Genomic DNA, 12,631 nt, shown 5'->3' with positions numbered 1-12,631 from the left:
CAAGGGATAGACAGACTCAAATTTGGTGAAGGGAGACTCTCGTGTTAAAAATTATTTATCCTAATTGTTGTGGTATTGATGTGCATAAAACCTTTGTTATATAGGTTATTACCATCACCGACAAGCAAGGAATCACAACCTACCATCGTAAATGTTTCTCAACTTTTACAAATGGTTTAGTACAGCTACGAGATTGGCTAGAATACTATTCTTACTTTGATGTCTGTATGGAATCCACAGGTAAATATTGGATGCCTGTCTTCAATATCCTTGAAAAATCCTGCAACATTTGCTTGGCTCACCCCAAGTATGTCAAGGCTATCAGAGTAAAGAAGACCGATAAGAAAGATGCACAGTGGATAGCCGATCTCTTAAAGCATGACTTGGTTGCTTCTAGCTTTATCCTACCTCTTAAAATCAGACAACTCCGAGATCTGTTTCGCTATCTCATGAAATTAACACAACTTCAAGTTAGCGAGAAGAATCGTTACCAGAACTGTCTGACTTGCTCTAATCTTCAGATTGCAAGTATAGTTTCTGATGTGTTCGGAAAAAGTGCTCAGGCTATTATTCAGAGCATCCTTGACAATCAAGAGGAGAAACCAGACATTGAACAGTTGGTTCACAAACGAATGAGGATAAGGTGCAAGACTTGAAAATCGCTATTGAAGGTGATGTGACACCTGAACAAGCTGAGAAAATCAGAATCATCAAGCAACACTATGATGCACTTGCCATCTGTAAAGAAGATTTAGAAACCATGATTCGGAAACTCGGACAAGAACACCAAGAACAGGTCAAGCTAATCCAAACCGTGTCTGGTTTCAGAGAGGAACTATCTGCCCTCAGAATACTCTCTGAAATCGGAGCTGATATGACTGTTTTTAATACTGCGGATAAACTCTGTTCTTGGTCTTGATTAGTTCCTACCAACAATGAAAGTGCAGGAAAGAAATATTCTACTCGTATTTCGAAAGGCGGTCACTATCTAAAACCTTTTCTTGTTCAAATAGCTAACGCCGTGGTTAAATCAGAGAAGCACCCTGAATTACGAAATAAATATCTCAAACTCAAGAAAGGACGCGGGCATCAAAAAGCTATCATCGCTATTTGTCGCAGATTATTGGTTGCCATCTACCACGTACTTTTAAAACAGGAGAGTTATAATCCAAGATTACAAGGTCTTATTACAAGGTCTTACAGAAATAAGAAATCCAGATAAGACAATGTCTCTTCAAGACGCTATTCGCTTCGCACAGAAACATGGATTTAACGTGCTTTAATTTTAAAATTTAGGTGTCAAGACCGCTTTTTAGTATACCCAAAATTTGGAGAAATAAGCAATCAACTAATTTTTATTTTTTTTAAACTTGCCCCTACAATTTTTTTTGAATAATAAAAGCGAATATACTAGAGACTAATTCTATTCCATTATTCTTTAATCTGCCTTTCCAACATCAAGTCCATTCGATTTTTTTTGTGATTGTACTCGAACTTCCAATTGTCTATTCTTCTGAACAAACTGTTGATAGGGAATTGTATTACCAAATGCAAGAACACTTAGTAATACAAATACAACTATTTTTTTTATTCCACGATTTTTCCTCATCTTATATTGTGAACCTCCTTTCTTTCCACTCAATTCTAACACGTATATGAAAACTAGTCAAGTTTTTTATGTTTATTTTGACTTTTTTTTTTTTTATTACCATAAAGAATTATTTATTTCTTTAACTTGCTATTTTGAACTAAAAATTTTATAATGAAATTAAGCAAATAGGAAGGTTTATTATTTTTAATGAATACACTTGCAGAGAAATTCAGATTGAAAAGAAAAGAGTTGAGACTCTCCCAACAAACTCTTGCAGAAGGAATTTGTGAACAAAGCCAGATTAGTAAAATTGAAAGAGGTCATTTTATTCCCTCCGCAGACTTGTTATTCAAACTCTCTCAACGACTTGAAGTCCCTTTGGATTACTTTTTCAATGAACAAATCGAAGTTAAGTCTAACCTCTCTAATTTCAAACATCTATCTGCTCGCCTATTAGATGATAGAAATTATGACGATTTAGAATATCTTTATAAAATAGAGGTAGAACGAAGCACTTTTCTAACATTAGAAGACCGAACTTACCTTGAATGGATTAAATCTATAATTGACTTCTATCTATATAATCTTCAGTTTGAGGCCATCTCCTACCTGGAAAATATATTATCAAAAGTATCCTCAACTACTTTAATTTACTTAAAGGTATTGAACACTCTATCTAATTTTTATTCCTTAGTTGGCCGTGAAGAAGATTATGAAAAAAACTACGCTCATCTAATGGAGTTATATCAGACAAAAAATCTGGATTATCAAGAGTTTCTATTTGGTTACATCAGAGTCCGTCACAACTACGCTCACTATTTAGTATCAAAAGAAAAATATAATGAAGCCATCCAAGAAGCTCTTGAGACGATTGAACTCTGTAAACAAAGACAGACAAGCTACCAACTGGCTCCCCTACTTATTCTTGTAGGAAATGCTGGAGCCAAATTTCTAGACAAAGAACAAGTCAAAAATTATTATATAGAAGCAAGAGAGTTATGTAAGATTTATAACAATCCTTTAATGTTGATGAAGATAGAAAACTATTTGAAGGAATTAGAGACTGATTAATTTATCCTATCATTAGAATTCTTCTTAAACTTGAAATAACCTCTAAAGCTAATAACTAGTTTGATTTAGTTTCACATCCTAAATTCGTGGTATTTTGTGGCTTTGTTTTATCAAGTATGTTGGCACATTTCTCTAATCTTCTAACTTTATTCGTAAAGATCAATGACTTCTCCAATATTCTTTGAAACATTTTTACTTCTAGCTCCACCTGTCCAAGTATTATAGCTACTGTCAGATTCATCTTAGCATATTCTTATCGGGCCAGCCTGCGATTTTATAACTCTGCATTATTAAGATTGAATAAAATCTCCGCCCCCTCTATTAAGTTGGACAAGCCCATCTTGATAATCTATAATCATCAACTCCAATTGAGCAATATCTTGAATCATCTCATCCTTAATCTCCTGGTAAGATTTATTATCAGTATCCAGTTCAATCAAAATGTTAAGTTCTGCGATTAGTTTCAAAGGTTGTTCGTCTACGTTTAGGAGTGTGTTTACTATCCTAAGAGAGCTAACGGATTAGTTCAAACTCCCTCAAATGTGACGATTTAATTCTGAAATTTCTTTATTATAGTAGTCTCTTGTGTAAAGCCACTGTAGGAATTGCTCTGCTCATTATCGTGAATATCCAGGTTACAATTTTCTATTAATACCAAGACGTCTTTTTGTCGCTGTAACTCATAAGACTGAAAAGATCTTCCTTAACCAACTATTCAGCCTTATGAGTAATATTTCTCTTCGTAAATTTAGTACTACTCTATCCCAAAAGGTTAAACCATATTCTCAAGAGAAATATAACTACTTAAATTCTACCAACTGTAAGAAGAATGACCCACAGGGTTTTATCAATCATGTATTCATCTCCGCTTCATTTATGATAGACCAAGCATATCAACTGTTGCAGCCTTTCCATCCGATGCACACTTAGCATCATGAACTGGACTCTGCTCAGGAGCTTATGAAAGTACTGGCATAAAGAAATCCTCACACATCACGCAAGGAAATCGATATATCAAACAGGCTTTGCCATGTCAAGATTGATTGCAGCACATTCTAAGGATCCAGCTTTTTCTTCTTTTTACAATCGAATTTCCCAAATAAAAACAAGATGAAGACGTTTATTACATGTGCTCATAAGATTCTTAGAATTATTTACAAACTACTCTCCACCAAGCAAACTTATAAAAATCATGATCACCGTCAAACGGGTGGTTGGTATTAGGACTATAAGCTAAATCACCAGCTAGCGCCTAAAAACGCTGCCTTTCACTTTGTTCAAAGCTCATTGCTCTTGACTCGTTACTTGCCTCTTAAAGAGGCTTTAGTATTACTTATCACTATCCCTAAAGGGATCCTCATATTCATTTATCTAGTACTATATCATGCTTTACTCGTTCCCAAATTTTCTTACTTGTGAAGAAATCATCCACTGGATAATTTCTCTCACCTTGAATACATTTCTTAATTGTGGCTTCATTAAGCCCTACTTGTGCCTAAGAAATAACCTTCTGCCCAAAAGTACCGATTCCCAAACTTGTACTTGAGATTGGCGTGTTTATCAAACATCATGAGTGCTATTCTACCTTTTAAATAACCGATGAAACTAGAAATACTTACTAACACAAGTACATAGTCTAGCATTAAGTGACCATCGATAATTTCAACTCCTCTATAACTAATATCTCTCATAAACTACTTCGATATTGATTATAGATGACTTTTCGTCTATACTTAGGCTTGAACATCCTTATTTTATCTCGTTTGGAGTTTTTGGGTATAACCATCGATACGCACCCACATAGTGGGTGTTTTTTTCGTCTCGCACTAGCGGAGAGAGACGAACTAAGAGTCATATAATAAAAAAGCCCGATTCAAAGTCATTAGAGAATACAATTCTAAAATTGAAATTTTTCGTTCTAATTCTATGAAATCTTGATTTTCTAATAAATTTGTACTTATTTCCTTCAACCTATACAAATACCCCATTGTTTCAAGTTTGTAATTAAATCAAAAGTATTAGATATGATTTAAAAATCGTGTTTTAAGCTCTCGTTGATCAATATCATAGTTTGCTATTTAATTTTAACTAAAAAAATCATTATACAAATCAATCTACTAAAGATGAATTTATGGTATACTAATGATAATAAATAGTTATCGGTAGGAGAATATTTATGTACTATGGACGCAACAATGAAATAGAACAGCTAAAACACCATTTTAAGTATTCTAGCAATGATAAAAATAGTTTATTCATTATAAATGGTTTTAGTGGCAGTGGCAAGACTGAATTAGTTAAAGAAGTTAGCCAACAAATATATAGAAATAATAAAGAAATTTTTATTTTATATGTTGATGTTGCAAATGATGGATTTGAAAGTAATAAATTTTTTGAAAATTTATTAAAAGGAGCTTATATAGCCACTCAATTCAGGAGAAATCTTTGTCTATCTATACCACATAAACATTCATTCTCAAATTATTTAAGAAAACAAAAACTAACCAACTTAACATTGAAGCATAGTTTTAAACTTATCAAATCACTAATTTCATTAAACGTTCCGTATAAGAAAATTATTGACTATCCTTGGGAGGAAGTTATTTCTGAAATAAAAGAAGAAATTTTCGAAAGTGATCTATATTTACGTTACTTCTATAATATTTCAAAAAAAGTCAGAGTTAACATAATTATTGATAATTATCAATTTTTACCTGATAATATAAAAATAAAATTTGAAGATGACTTCAACACACTTCAAAAAGGAATTTCTTTAACCATAATACATCGAACTGATGAAGGTGTCAGTTTAGTTGATAGATTAGATACATTAGATAATTATACTTCTAATGTATTAAATTTATCTTATCTGACAGAAGAAGAGTGTAAATTATTAATAAATAATCAGATTGATTTTCTAGATAATACCATGTTAAATCAAATTTGGCAGTTAACTAAAGGAAATTATAAAGAAATTGAATTAATTATTAATAAACTGGCAGACAACCCTAATTCAGAACTACTTAGTATTTCTGATATTTATAATAAACTTTCAGACACCCAAAAAAATATTCTGATTATATCATCAATTTTTCCAGCTGGTATGAGTAAAGAAATAGTTTTTAACTACATAAAATCTATTATAGAGGACACTACTGAAGTATCTAATTCGTTAAATGCTCTTATTAATGCAGGGTTTGTATACATTAATGGAGATACAAATGATAAGATAAAAATATCACATGAGTCAATTGTTAATAGTATATTAAATCAAACTACTGATTCTGATCTTAAATTAGTCACAAAGAATCTTAAAATACATTTAGAACAGACTATCTTATCCATAGGAATAGGTGGTGAATTAGCTTACTTAATTCACTGCTTAGTACATATCAGTAGTCTTGAAGAGTTAAGACAAAATATAGAATACATTAAAAAATTACTTGAAATAGAGTATAGAAAAAATTCTTATTTTTATATCGTATCTTTGAGTAAAAAGATATTTAATTTAATAGAATTATTACCAGAGAAATATATACATTATATTTTGAATTCACATCAATGGACTTCAAATTTTAATGATGGTTTAACAATTCTTAGAAATCTTAAAATTGAGTATTATTCGGAAAATATAAATTTATATTATCCTAGATTTTTAATTCAACTATATGAATTTAATGAAGCGTTAAATTTACTAGAAAAATTAGAAAACAACTCAGGAAATTTACTCTATAAATTAAACGCTTATGGACATCTAGGTAAAGATAAAGAAGCAATAAAACTTCTTAATGAAAATCTTAATTCAGTAGAAAAAGATGATTTTTATTATATTATTTTACGAAATTCTGCCCATTATTTTCCAATTGAACAAGCTACTAGAAATCTCAAATTAGCATTAGAATATTTTCAAGTGAATGAGCAGTATATTCCTGTTGCAACTGTATATAATAATTTAGGAGTCATTTATACATGGAATAGAGAATATGATTTAGCTTTAGAAAATCTCAATAAATCAGAAAAAATACTAAAAAAATATGATTCAAATGAAATTTTTGAACCATATTGTAATAAATCAGTTTTATTTCTAATGAAGAAAGATTATCAACAATCTCTAGAATATATCAATAAATCACTTCAAATGTGTCCTAAATCTTTAACTTTAGATGTTCGTATGCTTAAACTAAATAAATTAGTTGTTGAATTGGTGTCTGAAAGTATTTCTCTTATAGATTTTCAGAATTCTTTAAGATACTTTGAGGCAGAAATTCCACTAATAGATGATCCTTGGTATAAATTTCAAGTTGTATATAATCTAGAACAAATTAGTGATATTCCTTCTGTTTATGATCAATCATATATTGAAAATTATAAGGATGGATTAACTAAATACTATATACTAATTCCATATAAAAATTATAATTTTTGTCTTGGTCTATCTCCTAATTGGAGATATTAATCTGTTTGTGGTATTTGCTAATGAGTTCAGAGTGTATAGAGTAGTTGAACTGTTTATATTTTAGTAAATTAGCTACTAGTTCAGCTAATTTCTGTATATCAGCTTCTGTGTATCCTAGATTTGTAATACCAACTGTTCCTAACCTAATTCCTGAAGTAGTCATTGGACCATATATATCATTCGGGATTTGATTACGATTAACCAATATTCTATGCTCGAAAAGTAACTCCTCTGCTTCCTTACCATTAAAGTTTAGATTTGATAAGTTGATTAAAACAACATGAGTTTTTGACTGTTTATAGATGACATCGATTCCATAGCTAGTTAAGCAATCTATTAACAGTTGAGTATTTTTAAGGACTTCTTTAGCATAACTTTGAATATCTATTGACAATAATTTAATTAAACATATACATTTAGCAAATAATGCAGATTGTGTCGGCCCCCCTTGAGTTCTAGGAAAAATAGAATAACTTATTTCTCTTTCAAAAGAGCTACGATAAACTAGCACACCTCCTTGAGGTCCACGTAAACACTTATCCATTGTAAAAGTAGCAAAATCTACAAAAGGGAAAATTGCCTGATGAATATCTGCCATAATATACAAGACACTATGGCAGATATCTGCCAATATCAGAGTGTCAGGACTAATTTCTTTAACCGTCTTATAAATTTTTTTATAATTAAACTCATTTCCATACGATGAAGCACCGACAACAATTAATTTGGGTTTATATAACTCTAATAATTCCCTTAGTTCAGTAAAATCTACTTTTAAATTATTATCTAAATGATAATATATAACCTTACCTCTACCTGTGTAAGTGTGTGAAATATGCCCCCCGTCTTTTGGTGATAATGACAGAATAAAATCATCTCTTTCTAAAATTCCATTATAAACAATTTGATTAGCCTGAGTTCCAGAATTTGGTTGTAAACTAACTCGATAATCATTGGACCTTAAATTAAAGAGTTTGCAACACAATTCCTCAGCATATACTTCAATATCATCTAATGAAGTACAATGAGGAAAATAACGTTTTTCAACAACGCCTTCAGTTGGAAGTGTAGAAAGTGGAAAGCTTTGTATTTTTAATACTTCACTGAATGGATAGCTAATACAAGCAGCAAGATTTATGATACTATTTTGATCTTGATTATATGATTCAAGAATTTTATTCAATCTCTGATAAATTTTTCCTTCAAACTTATTAGTTATATACACTTATTTCTCCTACCGATAACTATTTATTATCACTATACAAAGCACTCAAATAGGTTTATAATAGCATGATTATTGATAAAGGAGATTTTTATGGATTATAAACTTATTTCTACTTACTTAGATTATTGCAAAACTCATAAGCGTTTGAGTTCACACACGATTCGCGCTTATAAGAATGATCTTATGCAATTTTATAACTCAGACTATGATAATGTCGAATCCTATATAGAACAGTTGACACGATCTAATATAAAAACGAATACATTAAGAAGAAAAATTGCTTGTATGAAGGTGTTTTATAACTATCTAAAATACCAGAACATAATTGAAGAGAATCCCTTCAATCAATTGCGCTTTCAATTTAGAACTGAAAAAGTATTGCCTAAAACGATTCCGTATGACATTCTGAAAAGCATTTTTATATATTTAGAACGGAAAGTAATTGTATCTAAAACTGACTATCAAAAACAACACGCTGAAAGAAATCTACTAATTATTTCACTTTTACTTTCAACAGGCATTAGAATTTCTGAACTTTGCCACATTCATCTCAAAGACATTAATCTGTCCAATAAGACACTCCATATTATAGGAAAGGGTAAGAAAGAACGTATCCTATTTTTAGGAGATCAAAAAACATTCAATTTATTAGAAACATATATAAATAAAACAAGAAATGAATCCAATGATTTCTTGTTCCCAGGGAAACATTCACTTAAACCATTGTCAGAGCAAAGTGTACGTTTAGTTTTAAAGAGAATCGTTGAACAAAACAGCTTATCTAGAACTATTACACCGCATATGTTTAGACATAGCTTTGCGACAATGCTTCTAGATAGTGATGTAGATATTCGATATATTCAACAAATTCTTGGACATAGTTCTATATCAATCACACAAATCTATACTCACGTATCTCATTCAAAACAAAAAGAAATACTTAGTTCTTTTAATCCCGTATCAGTAATTCATTCTGAAATCGAGTAAGAGACATTTCCAAAGTCTACAGTTCACTTCATCTTAAATTAATTTTTGTAGTTCGATTTTAGTTAATAGATTTTATGCTCAACAAAAGCAAAAAACATATAACACTTCACTTTGAATCAGCATTTTTACTAGATTCCGTATTAAGAACTCCATAATTGTTTTTCTAAAAATATAACTTTCAAATATTCTTAAATATAGATGAGGAAAAACTCAATCTCAGAAGAAAATGGAGTAAATCTTCCCACAAGAAAACGCATAATTTCAAGTTTTCAACACCTGAGACTATGCGTTTTTTGGTTCTAAAAAATTTTCTCCCACCTTAAACAACTAACAAAAGTTATAAGTAGACTATATTTTAAAACTCATGATCTAACAACCATTTCGATTAGTTAAATCTTTTAATCTTTCTTCTCCAGATTTAAGCATCTCTTTCTCTACCTGACTCCACTCCCCAAAGAGTAACTCTTGAAGAACGGTTGCTGCTGAAGTTGTATTTTCTTTTGAATCATATACACAACTTCTATCTCGTTGATAAATTTGAATTGTTTCAAAGATAGCTAGTTCTTCCAATTGCCGTGTATTATAAACTAGATGATTTACAATGAAATCATGATGTTCTTTTGGAGTTGCGCGTGCTTGATTTGGATTGATAGCGTACAGTTCTTCGTATCGGATAAGGGTGCTCAGATAGGACAGCTTAGGCTTTGTCGCAATCAAGGCTAATTGTACTTCATATCCCTCACTTTTCAAGAGTTGTGCTGTTTTCTTTGGAACATCAATTGTTCGTAAAGTTCCCTCAATCAAAAGATTATATCCCAAATGACTCAATTCGGTTACTAAAGACTCTACCATTTTCTCCGCAAAATATTTGGTGTATTCAACACTATCTTTGCCATATTCTTGCTGTAGTTCTAAATAGTGTGGATGCTGAGAACGAAAACTATCACCATCTATGATAACAATATTTCCTTGAAATTCTTTCTGTTTAATTCGATGAATTGTAGTCTTACCAGCACCACTTTGCCCTCCAAGCAAAATCGCTATAGGTTGCTTACTGGACTTTTTTCCTCTTGTCAGTGAGCGAACGTTCCGAGCTAAAGCATGTTTGAATGCACTGTAGGTATAATCTTGGATTGCCATTAAGCTACCATCCGTTTTTCAGAAATCTCTAACATACGTTCAATTCCATCCAAATAACCGCTATATCTCTCTATTTCATCAAAAGTTTCTACTAGATAGATATTCGTATGAATCAAATCAGATAAATCATCACTCATTAAAATCCAAGGATTAGATTCATCATCAATGCTAATTCCCCGATTATCTTGATAACGATAGAGTCGAGATAATAGATTCGCACCTCTTTCTTTCACAATTTCAATTTTTAAAGTTAATTCATAATCTTCAACAGGATTGAGCATTTTATCTTCTCCTACAATATCGACATAAGATACATTAAACTTCTGGCAAATGATGTCTATTAGTTCCGTAGAAACTGAACTCGTTCCATTTTCATATCGACTCAGACTATTACGTGAAATACCTACAATCCGTGCAAATTCGGGTTGGGTTAAGTCATGTGTTTTACGTAAGGATTTTATGTTCTTTCCAATCATAGCAAACTCCTTTATTTTTATAATTCCATTATAGCATAAAAAAGCATAACGCACCAATTTTGGTGCGCTGCTTCTTATTATGGCTTCAAGCTATAATAAAAAGGAGAACAATTGAATATTGTTCTCTCCTTAGATAAATATTTATTGTTGTATTCATTTTTCCGATACGCAAACGATATCTACAAATACATTTACATCTATGTGCCTTTTTAGGATTTTTTTGATGTCAAAATTGCCTTTATCTACAAAGACAAAATGCTTGTGAAATAGCTTGAAATCAAGGATTTTCACCCTTTTTTTCTTTGTAGCAACACTACACACTCCACATGATGCGTTTGCGGAAATAAGTCAACCGGCTGAACTTTCTTCAACTCATATCCCAACTCTTGGTAGAGTTTGATATCACGCGCCATAGTAGCGACATTGCAGGAGATATAGGCGATGCGGTCTGCTCCTGTTTGACTACTTGCCTTGATAAAGCTTTCGGTTAAGCCCTTGCGTGGAGGATCAACCAAGATAACGGTTGGTTGAATTCCTTCCTTGAGCCAATTCTTCATGGCATTTTCAGCTGTATCACAGACATAGTTGGCATTTGAAATATTGTTCAGCTGAGCATTCTTTTTGCTATTCTCAACCGCTTCTGAAATCACTTCAACACCATAAACCTCTTTGACATGTTTCGCAACAGAAAGACCAATCGTCCCAATACCAGAATAGGCATCAATAACCACGTCATCTTCTTTTAATTCAGCAAAGTTAATGGCTGTTTGATAAAGTTTTTCAGCCATTTCAGTGTTGACTTGGTAAAAAGCGGGTCCAGCGATTTGGTAGTCATTTCCCAACATCTGGTCAGTGATAAAGTCTTGTCCATAAAGCGTACGCCATTCCTTACCAAAAATAGCATTAGTGTTCTGGTCATTGATACTTTGCATAACAGAGACAATCTCTGGGAACTGCTTAATCAGTTGTTCAATCAATTGGTCAACACGAAAAACTTTGGGACGAGTTGTTACCAAAATTACCATTATTTGTCCAGAATAGTGTCCACGACGCACCACAAGATTTCGAATCAAGCCAGATTGTTCCTTTTCATCATAAGGTTTCAGGTCATAACGACGGAGCAAGTCACGTAGTCCTACTACTACCTCATCAATCACAGGATCCTGGATAAAGAAATCTTCTAGAGGCATGAGGTCATGGGAATTCTTACGGAAAAATCCTGTTTCCAAGACACCATTCACTCGACGAACTGGCACCTGCGCCTTATTGCGATACTTGATTGGATTTTTCATACCAAGCGTTTCAGCAACCTCTACATCAGCAATTCCAGCAATCTTATATAGACTGTCCTTGACTTGCTTGGTTTTAAATTTGAGCTGTTCTGGATAGGCAAGATGACCTAAATCCGCGATTCCTGAACGCAGGTAAGCCAAATCTAGATCTTGATTACGGTGTGGCGACTGGACAAGGTATTCTTCAACCTTCCCAAAACCAATATTTTTATTAACCTTGAGGACACGCATGAGGATTTTTTCACTCGGTAAAGCATTCTCAACAAAAAATACCAAACCATCCACCTTGGCAACTCCTGCACCTTCATGGGTCAAGTCCACAATTTCAACTTCTACAATATCATTTTTCTTTAACATTCTCTTCTCTTTCTATTGGCCGACAAAAAAGACGGC

At 32.2% G+C, this 12,631-nt stretch carries 9 protein-coding genes and 2 pseudogenes; 4 read left to right on the top strand and 7 right to left on the bottom strand.

The window, feature by feature from the left end; all coding sequences use genetic code 11:
- The first annotated feature begins 41 nt into the window (after positions 1 to 41).
- Positions 42 to 1,283: pseudogene (locus HMPREF2628_RS11210) on the top strand (IS110 family transposase).
- A gap of 155 nt (positions 1,284 to 1,438) precedes the next feature.
- On the opposite strand, the gene HMPREF2628_RS03425 reads toward HMPREF2628_RS11210, so the two are convergent.
- Complete coding sequence (locus HMPREF2628_RS03425; protein WP_070842342.1) at positions 1,439 to 1,609, bottom strand: PhrA family quorum-sensing system peptide; 171 nt, start codon at positions 1,607 to 1,609, stop codon at positions 1,439 to 1,441.
- Between the two features lie 189 nt (positions 1,610 to 1,798).
- Here HMPREF2628_RS03425 and HMPREF2628_RS03420 point away from each other — a divergent pair, with 189 nt between their 5' ends.
- Positions 1,799 to 2,662, top strand: coding sequence for a helix-turn-helix domain-containing protein (locus tag HMPREF2628_RS03420; RefSeq protein ID WP_070842341.1), 864 nt, complete (start codon positions 1,799 to 1,801; stop codon positions 2,660 to 2,662).
- A gap of 290 nt (positions 2,663 to 2,952) precedes the next feature.
- Here the strand turns inward: HMPREF2628_RS03420 and HMPREF2628_RS10875 are convergent, their stop codons facing one another.
- Positions 2,953 to 3,129: a hypothetical protein gene (locus HMPREF2628_RS10875; protein ID WP_180364268.1), complete on the bottom strand. Its 177-nt coding sequence runs from the start codon at positions 3,127 to 3,129 to the stop codon at positions 2,953 to 2,955.
- Between the two features lie 862 nt (positions 3,130 to 3,991).
- Positions 3,992 to 4,448: pseudogene (tnpA, locus tag HMPREF2628_RS03410) on the bottom strand (IS200/IS605 family transposase).
- Between the two features lie 390 nt (positions 4,449 to 4,838).
- Between tnpA and HMPREF2628_RS03405 the strand changes: the two are divergent.
- A complete protein-coding gene (locus HMPREF2628_RS03405; protein ID WP_070842339.1) occupies positions 4,839 to 7,118 on the top strand; it encodes a tetratricopeptide repeat protein in 2,280 nt (759 codons plus the stop codon).
- Here HMPREF2628_RS03405 and HMPREF2628_RS03400 read toward each other — a convergent pair.
- Complete coding sequence (locus HMPREF2628_RS03400; RefSeq protein ID WP_070842338.1) at positions 7,102 to 8,343, bottom strand: glycine hydroxymethyltransferase; 1,242 nt, start codon at positions 8,341 to 8,343, stop codon at positions 7,102 to 7,104. The genes HMPREF2628_RS03405 and HMPREF2628_RS03400 overlap by 17 nt on opposite strands.
- 90 nt (positions 8,344 to 8,433) lie before the next feature.
- On the opposite strand from HMPREF2628_RS03400, the gene HMPREF2628_RS03395 reads away from it, so the two are divergent.
- A complete protein-coding gene (locus HMPREF2628_RS03395; RefSeq protein WP_070842337.1) occupies positions 8,434 to 9,330 on the top strand; it encodes a tyrosine-type recombinase/integrase in 897 nt (298 codons plus the stop codon).
- Between the two features lie 369 nt (positions 9,331 to 9,699).
- Here the strand turns inward: HMPREF2628_RS03395 and pezT are convergent, their stop codons facing one another.
- The 3 genes from pezT to rlmD form a co-directional block, all read right to left on the bottom strand.
- Positions 9,700 to 10,470, bottom strand: coding sequence for a type II toxin-antitoxin system toxin PezT (gene pezT / locus HMPREF2628_RS03390; RefSeq protein WP_070842336.1), 771 nt, complete (start codon positions 10,468 to 10,470; stop codon positions 9,700 to 9,702).
- Positions 10,470 to 10,946 carry a type II toxin-antitoxin system antitoxin PezA gene (gene pezA / locus HMPREF2628_RS03385; protein WP_000579617.1) on the bottom strand — a complete coding sequence of 159 codons (477 nt, stop codon included), beginning with the start codon at positions 10,944 to 10,946 and terminating at the stop codon, positions 10,470 to 10,472. Before pezA ends, pezT begins: the two co-directional genes overlap by 1 nt.
- 287 nt (positions 10,947 to 11,233) lie before the next feature.
- On the bottom strand, positions 11,234 to 12,595 hold the full coding sequence (rlmD, locus tag HMPREF2628_RS03380; RefSeq protein ID WP_070842335.1) for a 23S rRNA (uracil(1939)-C(5))-methyltransferase RlmD: 1,362 nt from the start codon (positions 12,593 to 12,595) through the stop codon (positions 11,234 to 11,236).
- Positions 12,596 to 12,631 lie beyond the last annotated feature (36 nt).

This window comes from Streptococcus sp. HMSC063B03, assembly GCF_001836965.1.
In the GTDB taxonomy this organism is placed as follows: domain Bacteria; phylum Bacillota; class Bacilli; order Lactobacillales; family Streptococcaceae; genus Streptococcus; species Streptococcus pneumoniae_F.
This window is presented reverse-complemented; position numbering and strand designations above follow the sequence as displayed.

Coding starts and splice junctions, on each gene's coding strand:
- HMPREF2628_RS03425 (WP_070842342.1), bottom strand. CDS start 1,609: ATGAGGAAAAATCGTGGAATAAAAAAAATAGTTGTATTTGTATTACTA.
- HMPREF2628_RS03420 (WP_070842341.1), top strand. CDS start 1,799: ATGAATACACTTGCAGAGAAATTCAGATTGAAAAGAAAAGAGTTGAGA.
- HMPREF2628_RS03405 (WP_070842339.1), top strand. CDS start 4,839: ATGTACTATGGACGCAACAATGAAATAGAACAGCTAAAACACCATTTT.
- HMPREF2628_RS03395 (WP_070842337.1), top strand. CDS start 8,434: ATGGATTATAAACTTATTTCTACTTACTTAGATTATTGCAAAACTCAT.
- pezT (WP_070842336.1), bottom strand. CDS start 10,470: ATGGCAATCCAAGATTATACCTACAGTGCATTCAAACATGCTTTAGCT.
- pezA (WP_000579617.1), bottom strand. CDS start 10,946: ATGATTGGAAAGAACATAAAATCCTTACGTAAAACACATGACTTAACC.
- rlmD (WP_070842335.1), bottom strand. CDS start 12,595: ATGTTAAAGAAAAATGATATTGTAGAAGTTGAAATTGTGGACTTGACC.